The 16,222-nt window shown below is 64.7% G+C and carries 19 protein-coding genes; 13 read left to right on the top strand and 6 right to left on the bottom strand.

The window, feature by feature from the left end; all coding sequences use genetic code 11:
• From truA to K2Z83_RS04055, 13 genes are all read left to right on the top strand, one after another.
• Complete coding sequence (gene truA / locus K2Z83_RS04110; RefSeq protein ID WP_220593903.1) at positions 1-801, top strand: tRNA pseudouridine(38-40) synthase TruA; 801 nt, start codon at positions 1-3, stop codon at positions 799-801.
• Positions 802-887: 86 nt separating this feature from the next.
• Complete coding sequence (gene rplM, locus K2Z83_RS04105) at positions 888-1,319, top strand: 50S ribosomal protein L13 (protein WP_220593902.1); 432 nt, start codon at positions 888-890, stop codon at positions 1,317-1,319.
• Between the two features lie 15 nt (positions 1,320-1,334).
• A complete protein-coding gene (rpsI, locus tag K2Z83_RS04100; protein WP_220593901.1) occupies positions 1,335-1,733 on the top strand; it encodes a 30S ribosomal protein S9 in 399 nt (132 codons plus the stop codon).
• Positions 1,734-1,823: 90 nt separating this feature from the next.
• Positions 1,824-2,399 carry a 16S rRNA (guanine(966)-N(2))-methyltransferase RsmD gene (rsmD, locus tag K2Z83_RS04095; protein WP_220593900.1) on the top strand — a complete coding sequence of 192 codons (576 nt, stop codon included), beginning with the start codon at positions 1,824-1,826 and terminating at the stop codon, positions 2,397-2,399.
• Positions 2,400-2,447: 48 nt separating this feature from the next.
• On the top strand, positions 2,448-2,933 hold the full coding sequence (gene coaD, locus K2Z83_RS04090) for a pantetheine-phosphate adenylyltransferase (protein ID WP_220593899.1): 486 nt from the start codon (positions 2,448-2,450) through the stop codon (positions 2,931-2,933).
• Positions 2,934-2,953: 20 nt separating this feature from the next.
• Positions 2,954-3,370 carry a hypothetical protein gene (locus K2Z83_RS04085; protein WP_255603270.1) on the top strand — a complete coding sequence of 139 codons (417 nt, stop codon included), beginning with the start codon at positions 2,954-2,956 and terminating at the stop codon, positions 3,368-3,370.
• Between the two features lie 54 nt (positions 3,371-3,424).
• Positions 3,425-3,997 carry a DUF177 domain-containing protein gene (locus K2Z83_RS04080; protein WP_370650053.1) on the top strand — a complete coding sequence of 191 codons (573 nt, stop codon included), beginning with the start codon at positions 3,425-3,427 and terminating at the stop codon, positions 3,995-3,997.
• A 7-nt stretch (positions 3,998-4,004) separates the two neighbouring features.
• Positions 4,005-4,205, top strand: coding sequence for a 50S ribosomal protein L32 (gene rpmF, locus K2Z83_RS04075; protein ID WP_220593897.1), 201 nt, complete (start codon positions 4,005-4,007; stop codon positions 4,203-4,205).
• Between the two features lie 98 nt (positions 4,206-4,303).
• Positions 4,304-5,302, top strand: a complete 999-nt coding sequence (locus K2Z83_RS04070; RefSeq protein ID WP_220593896.1) for a beta-ketoacyl-ACP synthase III — start codon at positions 4,304-4,306, stop codon at positions 5,300-5,302.
• 124 nt (positions 5,303-5,426) lie between these two features.
• On the top strand, positions 5,427-5,807 hold the full coding sequence (locus K2Z83_RS28710; RefSeq protein ID WP_255603268.1) for an ACP S-malonyltransferase: 381 nt from the start codon (positions 5,427-5,429) through the stop codon (positions 5,805-5,807).
• On the top strand, positions 5,774-6,241 hold the full coding sequence (locus tag K2Z83_RS28705; protein ID WP_370650052.1) for an ACP S-malonyltransferase: 468 nt from the start codon (positions 5,774-5,776) through the stop codon (positions 6,239-6,241). Before K2Z83_RS28710 ends, K2Z83_RS28705 begins: the two co-directional genes overlap by 34 nt.
• Positions 6,238-6,984 carry a 3-oxoacyl-[acyl-carrier-protein] reductase gene (gene fabG, locus K2Z83_RS04060; protein WP_220593895.1) on the top strand — a complete coding sequence of 249 codons (747 nt, stop codon included), beginning with the start codon at positions 6,238-6,240 and terminating at the stop codon, positions 6,982-6,984. The genes K2Z83_RS28705 and fabG overlap by 4 nt, the downstream gene beginning before the upstream one ends.
• A gap of 119 nt (positions 6,985-7,103) precedes the next feature.
• Positions 7,104-7,853, top strand: a complete 750-nt coding sequence (locus tag K2Z83_RS04055; protein ID WP_220593894.1) for an SDR family NAD(P)-dependent oxidoreductase — start codon at positions 7,104-7,106, stop codon at positions 7,851-7,853.
• Between the two features lie 723 nt (positions 7,854-8,576).
• Here the strand turns inward: K2Z83_RS04055 and K2Z83_RS04050 are convergent.
• The 6 genes from K2Z83_RS04050 to K2Z83_RS04025 form a co-directional block, all read right to left on the bottom strand.
• Entirely contained in the window at positions 8,577-10,070 is a 1,494-nt protein-coding gene (locus K2Z83_RS04050) for an NAD(P)/FAD-dependent oxidoreductase (RefSeq protein ID WP_255603267.1), read from the bottom strand.
• A gap of 86 nt (positions 10,071-10,156) precedes the next feature.
• Positions 10,157-11,641, bottom strand: a complete 1,485-nt coding sequence (locus K2Z83_RS04045) for a CpaF family protein (RefSeq protein ID WP_220593892.1) — start codon at positions 11,639-11,641, stop codon at positions 10,157-10,159.
• 50 nt (positions 11,642-11,691) lie between these two features.
• Positions 11,692-13,071, bottom strand: coding sequence for an ATP-binding protein (locus K2Z83_RS04040; RefSeq protein ID WP_220593891.1), 1,380 nt, complete (start codon positions 13,069-13,071; stop codon positions 11,692-11,694).
• A 140-nt stretch (positions 13,072-13,211) separates the two neighbouring features.
• Positions 13,212-14,060, bottom strand: coding sequence for a tetratricopeptide repeat protein (locus tag K2Z83_RS04035; protein ID WP_370650051.1), 849 nt, complete (start codon positions 14,058-14,060; stop codon positions 13,212-13,214).
• A gap of 47 nt (positions 14,061-14,107) precedes the next feature.
• A complete protein-coding gene (gene miaB / locus K2Z83_RS04030) occupies positions 14,108-15,460 on the bottom strand; it encodes a tRNA (N6-isopentenyl adenosine(37)-C2)-methylthiotransferase MiaB (protein ID WP_220594065.1) in 1,353 nt (450 codons plus the stop codon).
• A gap of 69 nt (positions 15,461-15,529) precedes the next feature.
• Positions 15,530-16,150, bottom strand: coding sequence for a hypothetical protein (locus K2Z83_RS04025; protein WP_220593890.1), 621 nt, complete (start codon positions 16,148-16,150; stop codon positions 15,530-15,532).
• Between the last annotated feature and the right edge of the window lie 72 nt (positions 16,151-16,222).

Genomic DNA, 16,222 nt, shown 5'->3' with positions numbered 1-16,222 from the left:
GTGCGGAATGTCGCCCTGCGCCTGGCCTATGACGGCACCGACTTTGTCGGCTCACAGTACCAGAACCAGGGCCGCACGGTGCAGGGTGCGTTGGAGCAGGCTTGGGAGGAGCTCACCCAGGAGCGCCAGCGCATCACCCTCGCCGGGCGCACCGACGCCGGCGTCCACGCCGCAGGCCAGGTGGCGAATATCCGTACGGCCACGAAGCACTCGCGGAAGACGATTCTCCGCGGGATGAATGCAAAGCTTCCAGCTGATGTGGCGATCCAGGCGGTGTGTGATGTCGGTATGGACTTTCACGCACGGCACTCGGCGCATCGGCGAGCGTATCGCTTTCTGATCGATAACAACGTCTCCTGGCTGCCCACGCAGCGGAACTACGTGCTCTATGTCGAGCAGAAGCTCGATGTGGCGGCAATGGCAGAGGCGGTGATGCGGCTAGAGGGGACACACGACTTCGCGGCGTTCTCGGCCCTCGTCCCGGATCAACGCTCGACCGTGCGAACGTGCTACACCGCACGCCTGAGCGAGGTAGAGACCTTCGGCAGGCGCCTGATCGCGATAGACCTGGCTGCCAACGCTTTTTTACAACACATGGTGCGGGTGATCGTCGGGACTGTTGTCCTGGCCGGCCGTGGGAAGATCACCCCTGATGGCTTCCAGCGCATCCTGGAAGGCCGTGACCGCAAGGCAGCCGGACCTACGGCGCCAGCCCACGGGCTGACACTGGTCTCGGTCGGGTACCCGACCGGGCTGGTACGTTGGGACGATGAGGACGTCGAGAATGCGATAGGCAGATGACACCCTGCCAGTCATAACAGTTTTGAGGTCGGTTGGGCCGTGGAGCGGCGCGGCCGGCAACCAGACACGACACAAGGATAGCAGCAGTGAAGACCTACCACCAGAAACCCTCCGAAGTACAGCGCAACTGGCTGCTGGTCGATGCCGACAACCAGGTTGTCGGTCGGCTCGCCACCCAGATTGCAACGCTCCTGCGCGGCAAGCACAAGCCGACCTATACGCCTTCGCTAGACGGCGGCGACTTTGTGATTGTCATCAACGCAGAGAAGATCAAGATCACTGGCCGCAAAGCGGATCAGAAGGTCTACTACCGTCATAGCGGCTACCCGGGCGGGATCAAGGCGACGCCCTACAAGATGATGCTCACCAAGCACCCTGACCGCATTCTACGCATTGCGGTGAAGGGGATGGTGCCGAAGAACCGTATGGGCCGCCGCCTGATGACCAAGCTGCGGATCTACGCCGGCTCGAAGCACCCGCACGCCGCCCAGCAGCCGATCGCATGGACGCCGCGCTAAGAAGGAGATAGATTGATGGATGCGAAGCGCTACTACCAGGGCACCGGGCGGCGGAAGACGTCGGTCGCGCGGGTGCGCCTGTTCCCCGGCAGCGGGGAGTTCGTGGTCAATGGCCGGAGCCCGGAGGACTACTTCGGGGCGCGGGATCTGCTCCAGCGCAATGTCCGCCGCCCGCTTGCCCTGACGAACAACCTGGACAGCTTCAATGTGCTGGTAAAGGTGCGCGGCGGCGGCGTGGCGAGCCAGGCCGGCGCGGTGAGCCACGGCATCGCTCGCGCGCTGCTCGACCTCGACGCCGACCTGCGGGCGGTGCTGAAGAAGGCTGGCCTGCTCACGCGTGACCCTCGCATGAAGGAGCGCAAGAAGGTTGGCCTGAAGCGCGCGCGTAAGGCACCGCAGTACACCAAGCGGTAAGACGGCCGAAGGTAGCTGCTTAGGGGAGGGGGTGGGTTCGGGGAGGGCGATGCCCTCCCTGGCCCTCCCCCTTTCTTGAGACTCATACGTATGCGAGTCATCACCGGCAAAGCCAAAGGGCATACGCTTAAGGCCCCAAAGGGCCTTAGCACCCGCCCAATGCTCGATAAGGTCAAGGGGTCGCTCTTCTCGATTCTGGAGGGCTACGGGCCGATCCGCGGGCGTGTGCTCGACCTCTATGCAGGGACGGGCTCGCTTGGTATCGAGTGCCTCTCGCGCGGTGCCGGCGCGGCTGACTTCGTTGAGCAGAGCGCGCACGTGTGCGCGATCATCGCCGACAATCTGCGCCACACCAAGCTCGACCAGCTCGGCAAGGTACACTGCATGCCGGTAGATCGCTTTCTCCAGATCCATCGGGGGGGCGGTCACTATGATATAATTGTTATGGATCCGCCTTACGCCGATCCGCAGATCGAGCACACGCTGACGACTGTGGCTACGATTGGGGTAGGACACCCCGGCAGCCTGCTGGTCATCGGGCACTCGCCGCGTGTGACGCTGGCGGATAGCTACCCGAAGCTGAGCAGGATCAAGTTTCGTCGCCTCGGCGACTCGTGCTTCTCGATCTATGAGCTCGATGGCGAACCACCGGACGAGGCAGAGTAGATCCACCGTAGGCGCGCTCCTCAGCAGCCCCACAGAGCGAACACCTGTATGCGCATCGCCGTCTACCCTGGCAGCTTCGACCCCGTAACCTATGCACACCTGGATATTGCCGAGCGGGCAAGCCGGGTGTTCGATAGGGTGGTGATGGCCGTCTTCGACCGGCCAAAGAAGAACCTGCTCTTCACCACGGAGGAGCGCCTGGATCTGCTGCGCGAGGCGGCGCAGGGTCTACGCGGGGTTGAGGTCGCGAGCTATAGCACGCTTACGGTCGATTTCGCCCGATCCGTCGGGGCCTGTGCGCTGGTACGTGGGCTGCGGACGGTGAGCGACTTCGAGGCCGAATTCCAGATGGCCCAGATCAACCAGTCGCTCGACGCGACGATCGAGGTGGTGCTGCTGGCGGCGGGCCGCCAGTACGGGCACATCAGCTCAAGCGTGGTGCGCGAGATGGCTGGCCTGGGCCGCGACCCTGTGGAGTTCGCGCCGCCGCATGTGGTCGCGGCGCTGCGCCAGAAGTTCGCGCAAAGGGGGTGACGGCCATCGAACTGGACGATTTGATCGATGAGATAGAGGATGCGCTGGCAGAGGGCAGGCGCGTGCCGTTTAGCGGCCGGCTGCTGGTGGATGAGGAGCGCATCCTGGATATCATTGATCGGATGCGGGTCGCGATCCCTGAGGAGCAGAAGCGGGCCAGACGGATCATCCAGGAGCAAGAGCGACTGATCGCCGAGGCTCAGGCGCGCGTCCAGCAGGTGCTTGAAGAGCGCGGGCTGCTCGATGCGATTAACACAGAGCGCGCGCGGCTGCTCCAGCAGGCCGAGCAGGAGGCAGTACAGGTGCGGGCCGGGGCCGATGACTACGCACGACAGGTGCTCGAAGACCTCGATGAGCGCCTGACAAAGCTGGTGACGAGCGTCCGCAATGGGCTGAGCACGCTTGGCGGCAGCGATGCGCCTACGCCCGAGCCATAACGGCGCGTTTGACAATATCGAGCCCCCCGGCCTATAATGCGGCGTTTGTAGCTCATGGGATCAGCGCCGCGCACGGACATGTCAACCATTAAGTTTAACGTCGCACAGCTGTTGCGCGAGATAGTCGGCGGGCGGAGAGAGTACACCTTCACCGAGGAGTCGCTCCCGCTAGACAATCAGCTTGTCCTCCGTTCGATACGCGGGGAGGTGCGCTTCACACGCACCGTCACCGGCGTGTATGCCCGGGTACGGGCGCGGGGGATGGTCGAGCTGATCTGTGTACGCTCCCTTGAGCCATTTGATCACCTGGTGGAGCTCGATTTTAGCGATGAGTTTCACTCGACCGTCGATGTGATGACAGGGGTCGGGATGCCGAAGCCGGAAGAGGACGACCCGTACCTGATCAATGAGCTGCACATGGCTGACATCGGCGATGCCATCCGGGACTACACGATCCTGGATCTGCCGATCAGCCCGGTGAGCCCCGCGTACCGCGATACGCCAGTGAGCTACACAGTTCAGTCTGATGATATTGATGATGATCAGACGGATGATGTGGTGGATAGTCGGTTCGAGGCGCTAAAGGCCTGGGCCGCCCAACAGAACAACAACCAGAGCAGGAGCTGACACAACCATGGGTGCACTACCGAAACGAAAAGTATCACGCCACCGTCGCGGCAATCGCCGCCAGCACCTGGCGCTGACCGCGCCGACGCTGGTGACCTGCCCGAAGTGCGGCAATCTGATGCGCGCGCATATTGCCTGTAAGACCTGCGGCACCTACAAAGGCCGCCAGGTCATCACCGTCGCAAAAGAGACATCCGATAACCGCTAGGGCCCGGTCGTCCTGCGGTAGCGTGGTGACAAGGGGCGGCCGGCCGGTGTTCTCACCGCGCCGGCCGCCCCTTGTGTATAGTGAAAGGCAGCGAAGGAGTGAGCAGCTCACGTTATGCGGCGATCACCGGCTGGGGCATGGCCGTCCCGCAGCAGGTCGTCACCAACGATGATCTCGCGCAGCGGATCGACACCTCGGACGAGTGGATCCGCTCGCGCACCGGGATCGCAGAGCGACGGATCGCCGGCCCTGGTGAGTTCACCTCAACGCTCGCCACGGCAGCCGGCCGCGAGGCGATCGAGCGCGCCGGCCTATCGCCCAGCGATATCGATATGGTGATCGTAGCCACATGTACCCCCGACCGGCCCTTTCCCGCCACCGCATGCGCCGTGCAGGCGAACCTGGGGATCAAGCGCGCGCCCGCCTTTGATATTGCGGCGGCGTGCAGCGGGTTCCTCTATGGCATGAGCGTGGGAACCAGCATGATCCAGAGCGGGGCGAGCCGTACGCTGCTCCTGATCGCCGCCGATATCTTCACCCACCTGATCGACTGGAATGACCGTAACACCTGCGTGCTCTTCGGCGATGGGGCCGGCGCCGTGGTGCTCCAGGCGACGGAGCAGCCCCTGGGCCTGATCAGCGCCCAGATCGGGGCCGCCGGCGAGGGCGAGACGATGATGGCGGTCGACGCCGGGGGCACGCGCATGCCGGCCACGCCCGATCTGCTTGATCAAGGTAAACAATACGTTTATATGAACGGCCGCGAGATCTTTAAGCACGCGGTGCGCGAGATGTGCGACTCGGCGAAGCAGGCCGTGGCTGAGGCTGGCCTGAGCCTTGACGATATTCGCCTCGTGATCCCCCACCAGGCCAATGTGCGAATCATCGACGCGGTCGCCAAGCGGCTCGAGATCTCGATGGATCGGGTGGTGGTCAACCTCGACCGCTACGGAAACACCTCGGCCGCATCGGTGCCGATCGCTCTCTACGAGGCCGTCCAGCAGGGCCGCGTACGTGATGGCGACTATCTGCTGCTCACGGCCTTCGGCGGCGGGCTCACGTGGGGCTCGTCGGTTATCCGATGGGGGCGACCGTAGGGCGATTGCAGATTGCAGATTGCAGATTGCAGATTGCAGATTGAGCACATCAGCACGCTCTGCATAACGCCAAATGGTAACGGCATTGATGCGGCAACATGTGACGGCGAGGATAACGGACGATATGAGCATTGCGTGGGTATTTCCAGGCCAGGGTTCGCAGGCGGTCGGCATGGGCAGCGACCTCTACGAGCAGATCCCTGGCGCGCGCGCGATCTTCGACCAGGCCGATGAGACCCTCGGCATCCCCATCAGCCAGCTGTGCTTCGAGGGGCCAGAGGCCGAGCTGACCGCGACGGAAAATGCGCAGCCGGCCCTGCTGACGGTGAGCACCGCGCTGATGCGGGCGCTGGAGGATCTTGGCGGGGCAGGGCTGGCGCGACCGATAGCGGTGGCGAGGACGATCTGGAGCAGATCTGCCAACAGGTCAGCGCCGACTCAGAGTCGGGCGTGGCAGCCGGGATCGTGGTGGTGGCAAACTACAACGCCCCCGACCAGCTGGTGATCAGCGGCGGCGCGCGGGCGGTCGAGCGGGCCGGGCTGCTGGCCAAGGAGCGCGGCGCCAAGCGCGTGCTCCCGCTCAAGGTCAGCGCGGCATTCCACTCGCCGCTGATGCGCCAGGCATCCGAAGGCATGGCGTACGAGCTGGAGCATGCGGATGTGCGCGACCTCGCGGTGCCCCTGATCGCGAATGTAAGCGCCCAGGAGCTGCGCACCGCAGATGAGGTGCGGCACGAGGCGGTGGCGCAGGTGGTGGCACCGGTCCGCTGGATCGCCTCGGTGCAGGCGATGGCCGGGCGCGGATGCACCACCTTTGTGGAGATTGGCCCGGGCAAGGTGCTCACCGGCCTTATCCGACGCATCGCACCGCAGGCACGGCTGGTGACGCTCAGCAGCGTGGCAGATGTGCGGGCATTCGTCGCAGAGAGCAGCTCATGATGCTTCATGATCAGGTTGCGATCGTCACCGGCGCGTCGCGCGGGATCGGCCGCGCCATCGCCCTCGACCTCGCGCAGCAGGGCGCTCGCGTGCTGGTGAACTACCGGCGCAACGCTGAGGCGGCCGAGGAGGTGGCGGCGAAGATTCGCCGCGGCGGAGGCGACGCACTGGCACACCAGGCCGATGTGGGCGACGAGTCTGCGGTGACGAAGATGTTTGAGGCGACCCTATCACGCTGGGGCCGCCTCGATATTTTGATAGGGAACGCCGGTGTCACCGCCGACGCCCCGCTCATGCGTCTGAAGCCAGAGCAGTGGGCGCAGGTGATCGAGACGGATCTGACCTCGATATTCCTCTGCTGTAGGGCGGCCCTGCCGGCGATGCGCAGCCGCCAGTACGGGCGGATCATCACCGTCAGCTCGCTGGCTGGCCTGGCCGGCAATGTCGGTCAGACAAACTACGCGGCGGCAAAGGCCGGCCTGATCGGATTCACCCGGGCCCTGGCCCGCGAGGTCGCCGCCGAGGGCATCACCGCGAATGTGGTCGCGCCGGGCTATATCGACACCGATATGGTTGAGACGATCTCGCCCGCGCTGCGCGAGTGGGCGCTCAAGACTATCGCGATGCGCCGATTCGGCACGGCCGAGGAGGTGGCGGCGGCGGCCAGCTTTCTCGCCTCGCCGCGCGCGTCCTACATCACTGGGCACGTGCTGACGCTCGATGGTGGATGGGTGATGCCGTAGTGCGCGTGTTGAGTGTTGAGTGTTGAGTGTTGAGTGTTGAGTGTTGACAGCACCGCGATGTCGTTAGACGCGCAGAAATACGCCAGAGACACCGTCTGATACGGCACGAGGAGAAGGACATGGAATTCACGGGGCAGGTGGCGATCGTCACCGGTGGATCGCGGGGGATCGGCCGCGCCGTTGTGCGCGAGCTCGCCCGTCGCGGGGCACGCGTGCTGTTCTGCTATCGTGAGCGGGCGGCGGCGGCGGCCGAGACCCAGAAGATCGTGGCGGATGCGGGCGGCGTGGCCGAGGCGATGCAGGCCGATGTCTCCGACCCAGCCACAGGCGCAGCGCTCGTGGGGGCCGCCCTCAATCGCTGGGGGCAACTGGATATTCTGGTGAACTGCGCCGGGCGGGTCGGCTATGGTGCCATCGAGACGATGAGTAGCGAGCGCTGGCGAGAGAGCATCGCCACGAACCTCACCGGCGTCTACCACACCTGCCGCGCGGCCCTGCGGCCGATGATGCAGCGCCGCTACGGGCGAATCGTCAACCTCTCGGCGCTCCACGCCAACGGCGGGTTCCCAGGCCAGGCCGACTACTCGGCGGCCACGGCCGGCGTCCTCGGGTTCACGCGCTCGCTCGCCCGTGAGGCCGCCGCCTGGTCGATCACGGTCAACGCCGTGGCGCCAGGCTTTGTCGAGACGGAGCAGCTCGACGTGCTGCCGGACGAGGTGCGGGCCTGGGGTGAGGAGATCATCGCGATGCGCCGGGCTGGCCGCCCCGAAGAGGTGTCATCGGCGGTGCTCTTTCTCGCATCGCCGATGGCCTCCTACATCACCGGCCACACCCTCGCGGTCGATGGCGGCTGGAGGATGTCGGGCTGATCCGCACACAAAGGGGCCGCAGGCACTCGTGCCTGCGGCCCCTTTGTGTTTGAGATTTTCTCGGCTTTTTCCTCTTTTATACGTGTCTTGCTACGTCCGTCCGAAGTCCGTTCGTGATCCATCCGCTGAGCGTACAGGTCGTCCGTCTTCCGAGCGTCCAAGCTTGACGCCTCAAGAGACCAGCTTCGCCGTTTGTGTTTCGCTGCCCGCCTACTTATCCGCTGCAGACCCCTCAAGCTGCTCTCCAAGGAGCGATTATGTCATCTCCTGCCGTATGGCGGTGTGTGCGACAGTCGCTCTGTCAGCTTTTGCCTTTGGGTGTGGCTCCGTCTGTGCGTAGGGTTCTTTTTTGTCCCGTACGCTGTGAGCTTTGCACTGGAGGCACCATCTGGTTCGCAGAGCATCCGGTCGCTCCTCAGCGACCTGGCGCTTGTCTGTTAGTCTCCTTGAGCGGGCGACATGCCCGGTCATTTCACCTAACGTACGCGTCGTCCACGTAAATCACTTTACAGTGGGGTTCAGCGCTTACCATCCGGCTGCACATGTTCGGCTGTACAGGTTCACTGGTCAGTTGCTGTTCTCTTGAGGCTTCGTGGCTATAATAGCACTGTGACGCACTAAAATCAAGTAGTCTATCGCATATTAACGATGATAGGCCAAGATTACGAGGCTCCCCAGCGATCTAGGGCAACAAGATGCCCTAGACACGATGCACAGTAGTTATTAAATGTGTAAAGTGTTTCTTGGAGCATCAGCGACAACGCGCTCGGTGATCGCCTTGCCGGAGAGCAGCACGAGCGGGATGCCGCCGCCCGGATGCGTGCCGCCGCCGACGAAGTAGAGGTCGCGCAGGCCATGGGCGCGCAGCGGCGGGCGCATGAAGGCCGAGAAGGGGTTGTTCGAGGCAAGGCCGTAGATCGCGCCGCCGGCGGCGTTGTAGCGGTCCTGGATGTCCGCCGGGGTCCATATCTGCTCGTACACAATATGGCTGCGCAGGTCGGACAGGCCCATGCGCTCGAGCTTGGCCAGCACCAGGTCGCGGTAGGGCGCGGACTCACGCCCCCAGCGCACGCGCGGTCCGAGGGCGGGGGCATTGACCAGGACGAAGAGGTTCATATGGCCGGGCGGGGCGTGCTGCGGGTCGCCCAGGCAGGTCGCGGCCACATAGACGGTGGGGTCGACGGCGGGCACACCCTTCTGGAAGATCGCCTGAAACTCACGCGGGTAGTCGGCACTGAAGAAGATGTTATGGTGGGCCAGCTGCGGGTAGGTGTGATCGACGCCCAGGAAGAGCACGTAGCCGCTACAGGAGGGCTCCAGACGGGCGAGGCGGGCGGCGGTGCGCCTCTGACCAGGGAGGAGCGCCGCATAGGCGTAGCGCGGGTCGGCGTTGACGATCACGCGGGCGGCGGGGATACGCTCGCCGCAGGACAGATGTACCCCGCGCGCGGCGCCGCCCTCAAGCAGCACCTCGGCCACGGCGGCGCCGGTGCGCACCTGCACGCCGAGCTCCTCGGCGAGGCGCAGCAGGGAGCGGCCGAGCTCGTACATCCCGCCGCGCACGTACCAGCCGCCCTCGGCCATCTCGATATAGGCGATCACATTGAAGGTCGCCGGCGAGAGGTAGGGCGACGAGCCGTTGTAGGTGGCGTAGCGGTTGAAGATCTGGCGCAGGTAGGGGCTGCGGAAGTGGGCGCGCACCGCCGCGTCGACGTTGCGGAGCGCGTCGATCCGCGGGCCGTCGCGCAGCAGCCGCGGGGTGATCAGCTCAGAGATACCATCGAAGGGCTTGAGCAGAAAGTTATCGGCCACCGCGTCGTAGATCCCGGCGGTGTGAGCGAGGAAGCGGAAGAAGCCGGGGACATCGCCGGGGCTAACCCGCTCGATCTCCTGGATGAGCTGCGGGAGGCGCTGCCATGCGTCGAAGCGCGTGCCGTCGGGCCAGAGGTAGCGGCAGGTCGGCTCGATCTGATCGAGGCTGAGGTAGTCCTCCATACGTCGCCCGGCGGCCGTGAAGAGCTCGCGGATGACCCAGGGCATCGTCAGGAGCGAGGGGCCGGTGTCGAAGGTGTAGCCCTGCTCCTGGACGAGGTTGAGCTTGCCGCCGACGCGATCATTCTTCTCAAGCAGGGTGACTGGGTAGCCGGCGGCGGCGAGACGGATGGCGGCGGCGAGACCGCCGAGGCCGGCGCCGACGATGATTGTCTGGTCGTTCAAGGAAGTCACACATATAGTGTAGGGCCGAAGCATTCGCCATTGGCGCTCCGCGCCAATGGCGAATGCTTCGGCCCTACAACAATCAATTACCAGCCCTTTTTCTGTCCGGGCATCTGGGTTCCGAAGATGCTGGGCGGCAGCTTGAAGCCGTGGGCCTCCAGGCGCGGGGTGAAGCGCGGGCGCACGCCGGTGGGGCGCATCTCCGTCTGGATTTTGCCCTCGGGCGTCTTGCCGAGCAGCTCCAGCTTGAAGATATCCTGCAGCACCACCGTCTCGCCCTCCATGCCCTGCACCTCGGTGATATAGGACACCTTGCGCTGGCCGTCGTCGAGGCGAGTCTGCTGGACGATCACGTCGATGGCGGCGGCGATCTGCTCGCGGATAACCTTCAGGGGCAGATCCATGCCGGCCATCATCGACATCGTCTCCATGCGGGCCAGCGCGTCGCGGGGGGTGTTGGCGTGGAGGGTGGTGAGGGAGCCGTCGTGTCCGGTGTTCATAGCCTGGAGCATGTCTAGCGTCTCGCCGCCGCGGCACTCGCCGATCACCACACGCTCGGGGCGCATACGCAGCGAGTTCTTCACCAGGTCGCGGATGGCGACCAGGCCGCTGCCGTCCACCTCAGCAGGCTTCGCCTCCAGGCGGACGACGTGATCCTGGGCGAGCTGGAGCTCGGCGCTATCCTCGATCGTGACGATGCGCTCGTCCTCGGGGATGAAGTTGGAGAGCACATTGAGCAGGGTGGTCTTGCCGGAGCCGGTGCCGCCGGAGACGACGATATTGAGCCGGCTGATCACACAGGCGCGCAGAAACTCGCCCATCTCGGGCGACATCGAGCCAAAGCGGATCAGGTCGTCGATCTTGAGCTTATTCTTGGAGAACTTGCGGATGGTGACGGTGGAGCCATCGATGGCGCAGGGCGGGATGATCGCATTGACGCGGGAGCCATCGGGGAGGCGCGCGTCGACCATCGGCCACTTGCGGTCGATGCGACGGCCGAGGGGGCGGATGATCCGGTCGATGACCTTGAGGACGTGCTCATCGTTGACGAAGCGCACGGGGGTGAGGCGAAGCTTCCCCTTCTGCTCGACGTAGATCATGTTGGGGCCATTGACCATGACCTCAGAGATCGAGTCATCGTTGAGGAGCTGCTGGAGGGGGCCGAAGCCCATCAGCTCATCGCAGACCATGGTGAAGAGCTGCTTGACCGCCGAGTCGGGCAGGCTGACGCCGGCCTGCTGGTAGACGCGGGCGAATCGCTCCTGGAGCAGCTTCTCGCTCTCGGCCGAGCGCTTCAGCTCGCTCTGATTGCCGAGGGAGGCCTGGATACGGTCGACGACCCAGAGGGAGAGCTCAAGCATGCGCTTGGGGTCGGTGGCGGGCACCGGATCCTCCACCACGGCGACCGAGGCAGAGGCAGGGGCCGCGCTGCGCGGCTCAGAGGGTGCCACCGCGACCGGAGCAGCGTCCGGGATCGGGCTAAGGGGCATGGGGGAGGGGCCGCGCACCGGTGCGGTGGCAGTGCTCTCGGGGGGCTGAGTCGTGCCGCCAAGGCGTTTGAGCAGAGACATAGGTCACGTACCTCCTGGTGGCCGCCGAGGCGGCGGGTATAGCTGGTGGCCTAGCCAAGTTTCACGAAGTAGGCCTCACAGGCACGGTCTATCAGATCTTTATTCATCGCGGGCTCGATGCTCCGGTACTTCGCCTCATCGAGGATCTGATCGCACAAGTCGCGCGGGTGGCAGGAGCGCAGGTCGCGCCCGGCCTTCATATAGTGCTCCTGGATCAGATGGCGCAGGCCGTCGTCGCTATAGGGGATCTTCTTCTGCTTGCAGACGATCTGGAAGATCGCGCGGAACTCCGCGGGCGAGGGGTTGGGCACCTCGATCTTGTGGCGGATACGGCGCAGGAAGGCGTCATCGACGAGATCCTTCGGGTTCAGGTTCGTCGAGAAGACGATCAGCACATCGAAGGGCACCTGGAGCTTCTTGCCGGTCTGGAGGGCGAGGTAGTCAAACTTCTTCTCCAGGGGCACGATCCAGCGGTTGAGCAGATCCTGGGGGCGGCACTTCTGGCGGCCGAAGTCGTCGATCAGGAAGAGGCCGCCGTTCGCCTTCATCTGGAAGGGGGCCTCATAGATCTTGGCGATCGGGTCGAAGATCAGCTCCAGCTGCTCAAGGATCAGCTCGCCGCCGACCACCACGCGCGGGCGCTTGCAGACAACCCAGCGCGCATCGGGGAAGCTGTGGGCCGTCTGGCGCGCCGGGGCGCCGGGGAAGGGCGTGGCCACCTCGGAGTGGCCGACCTCATTCTGCTGCACGATCTGGTGGTTAAGCGGGTCGAAGATCTTAATGATCTGGCCGTCGATCTCCACAGTGTAGGGGATAAGGACATAGCCGCCGAGCATGTTGGAGATACCCTCGGCGATCGTCGTCTTCCCGTTGCCGGGCGGGCCATAGAGGAAGAGCGAGCGGGCCGAGTTGGCGGCCGGCCCGATCTTATCAAGCATCTTCTCATTCACCACAAGGTGGCTGAAGGCCTGGCGGATCGCGGCCTGGTCGATCACCATCTCGCCGACGTTCTGGCGCTGAACCATCTCGATATACTGCTGGAAGGGCACCGGGGCGGGGCCGGCGTAGGATGAGCGCTCCAGCACCTCAAGGATCTTCGACCGGCCCTTGTTGGCGATCACATACTGGAACGAGCGCTCGCTGAAGCCGCCCTCGGCGCCGATGATATCGACAAACTCCTCAAGCTTGAGGAACTCCAGCACCTTGTCGATAATACCGAGGAAGGGCAGCTTCGTCATCTCCTCAAGGCGCTGGCCGGTGACCGCGCCGGTGAAGTAGATAATCTTGAGGATCAGATCGGTCAGGAAGCCCATCGACAGCCCCGAATCGGCGATGGAGCTGGGCTGGGCCGGGATATTGGGCATCTTCGTTTCCTGAGATGGGCGTGATGCCGGCTGGGACGTCGGGATCTCGTGTAGCCTGAACGTCATCGATCCTCCTTCAGCAGACGCGCTGCCGGACCCGGTTCATCGCAGAAACAACGGGGGAATTTCTCCGCACCTCGTAGTATAAACCCGCGCATCGGGGATCGCAAGGAATCGCGGAGGGCGGGGTGCGGCGGAACGTCTTGTTAGCGCGAATCCTCAAGGTTATCGTCATCGTCAGACATATCCCGGTCGATCTCCTCGAGGCCGAGCTCCTCCTCCTCATCGCCGCCGATGTACTCCTCCTCGCCGGTATCGACATCATCGCTCGCATCATCATCGTCGATAACGTCCTCATACTCCTCGTAGCGCAGGCTGGAGACATACATCGCGCCCTCGCCGAGCTTGCCGGGGAAGGAGATCCGGCCGCGCTGGCTGGGGTCCTGGTAGGTCTCACGGATCAGCAGGCGGACGATGCGCGGGTCGGTCTGGGCGATCGCGGCGATGTAGCGGTTGCCGCCGCTGATCAGCTCGGCGAGGCGCTGTCCGAGCTTCGGCTCCAGGCGGCCGACCACATTGCCATCGGCGTCGATCACATAGACCGTCTTGCCCTCGATACGGAAATCCATCTTCTCGCCAGTGACGAGGGCGTCGACGGCGGGGCTGCGCGGCACGTCGATCAGGGTTGTCAGGGCGGTGCGGCCCGTCTCGGTGATGAAGAGGCGCAGGTCGACCTGCTGGCGCGGCGTGCGGCTGACCTGGCCGTGGTCGAAGCCGCGGGAGAGCAGGGCATCGAGGCGGGCGATATTCTTGCGGGCGATCGCATTCGTCGGGAAGAGGCGCAGGGTCTGCTGGTAGGCGTCGTGGCTCTCGCTGTAGCGGCCGAGCTCCATCAGAGCCTTGCCCATGCGGTTGTAGGTGTCGGGGTCCTCGCCGAGGGAGAGGATCTGGCGGTTGAAATCCAGGGCGTCGGCCCAGTTGTTCATCGCGGCGAGCTCGACAGCCTTCTCCTGAAGCTTGCGGCGCATCCGCATCTTTTCATCTTGCTTTGCCAAGGTATCGCTCCTACATCTTTCTCAATTGTGACCTATGCCATCTCGGATCAAGCGGGACGGGCAGCGCCCTGGAGCGCCCAGGGGCTCGTCTGGGTGATCTGGACGCGGGCGAGGCGTCCGGCCCAGTCGTCGGGGTGGGAGAAGAAGACCAGCTTATTGCCGGGGGTGCGGCCACGCCACTTCCCGCGCGACTCGCCCTCGACGAGGACCTCAAGGGTCTGCCCGAGCAGCTGGGCGTTGCGCTCGGTGGCGACCCGCTCGTGGAGCTGCTCTAGGGCGCGGCGGCGATCCTGCTTCTCGTCCTCGGGCACGGCGAGGGCCGGGTCGAGCTCTTGCTCGGCGGCGGGGGTGCCGGGGCGGGCGGAGAAGGCGGCGATATGGATCTTATCGAAGCGGATCTCCTCGCAGAGGGCCATCGTCTGGGCGAAGTCATCGGCCGTCTCGCCGGGGTGGCCGACGATCACGTCGGTGGTGAGCGAGATATGGGGCATGGCCTGGCGGATGCGGGCGATCAGGGCGCGGTAGCGGGCGGTGGTGTAGCCGCGGCGCATGATCTTGAGCAGCTTGTCCGATCCCGCCTGGACGGGCAGGTTTACCTCGGGCATGCAGCGCGGCAGGCGGGCGACCGTCTCGATCAGATGGTCGGTCATCCAGGCCGGGTGCGAGGTGAGGAAGCGCAGCCGGAGCAGGCCGGGGGTCTCGTGGACAGCCGCGATCAGGTCGGCGAGCTGGGGGCGGCCGGGGAGGTCGTGGCCCCAGGAGTCGACGATCTGGCCGAGCAGGGTGATCTCGCGGGCGCCGCGGGCGACGATCCGGCGCACCTCCTCGACGATCTCCTCCAGCGGGCGCGAGCGCTCGCGGCCGCGGCGGAGCGGGATCACGCAGTAGCTACAGCTCATGTTGCAGCCGTACTGGATGGGCACGTGGACGGAGACCGGCGGGTGCTCCTGGTCGCGCACGGGGAGGGCCGGCTCATCGAGGGTGTAGACCGAGTTGGGCGCGAGGGAGACGACCTCATCGACCGCCGAGGGGGAGACGAAGTGGTCGACCATGGGCAGCTGGCGCTCGAAGATCGAGCGGTTCTCGGGGCCGACCATGCAGCCCCAGAGGACGACCTGGGTGTCGGGCTGCTCGCGCTTGACGCGCACAAGCTCGCCGAGCTTGCCGAGGATACGCTCCTCGGCGCTGGCGCGCACGCTGCACGAGTTGAGCACGATGAAGCTGGCCTCATCGGGGCGGGCGGCCGGGCTGTAGCCGACGCCCTGAAGGGCCGCCTCAAGGCGCTCGGAGTCCGAGATATTCATCTGGCAGCCGACCGTCCAGACATAGTAGCGCCGCGAGCGCGGGGTGGCGTCGCGGTCGGGCCGGGGCCGCGTGTCGAAGAAGACCAGATCCTGCATGTGTAGTGTTGAATGCTGAATGTTGAATGTTGAATTCAGCATTCAACATTCAACATTCAGCATTAGGAATTACCAGACAATAATCGGCAGGCCAAACTCCAGGCTCTTGGCGGCAGCCGCGCGAAGCAGCTCAAGGCAGCGGTAGGCCTCAGAGTTCACGGAGACACCGGCCTTGACGAGCAGCGGGGCGAGCTCGGCCAGCTCGCGCTGGAGGCGGGCGGAGGAGCCGAAGAAGGCGTTATCCTCTTCGCCCTGGTCATCCTCAAACGAGAGCCAGATCGGATCATCGAAGTCGGCGGGCATATAGTAGCTGTTGATGCCCTGGAGGTTGATCAGGTGCTGGAATCGCGACTTCACCAGATCGTCCCAGACATCGGTGACAGCGCGGTCGAGATCATCGTAGATCACCGGGCCGTCCTCAATAACCTCGGCGACATCCTGATCGTGCTCCAGGCGGGCGGCCAAGCGCGAGAGTTGGTAGAGCGCGCCCATATTCTCCAGCGCGCCCTCCCACACCTCAGTGCCGGGCTGGCTCAGCAGGTCGACGTCGACGCCCTCCTCGCGCAGCTGATCCTGCACCGCGGCGACCGACTCTTTCTCCTCGTCGTATGCGGCGCGGTCCTCATCGGGGCGCACCGTGATCATCGAGCCGACCACCAGGTCGAGCTCGGAAGCTACCTCACCGCTCATTGTGGCACTTTCTCCTTGGGCGCAGAGCGCATATGGCTTCTAGTATACCATAGCAGCGTTTGGAACGCGGAG

This window comes from Oscillochloris sp. ZM17-4 (assembly GCF_019599295.1).
In the GTDB taxonomy this organism is placed as follows: Bacteria; Chloroflexota; Chloroflexia; order Chloroflexales; family Chloroflexaceae; genus Oscillochloris.
The sequence above is the reverse complement of the archived record's forward strand: the minus strand, read 5'-3'. Positions and strand labels throughout refer to the sequence as shown.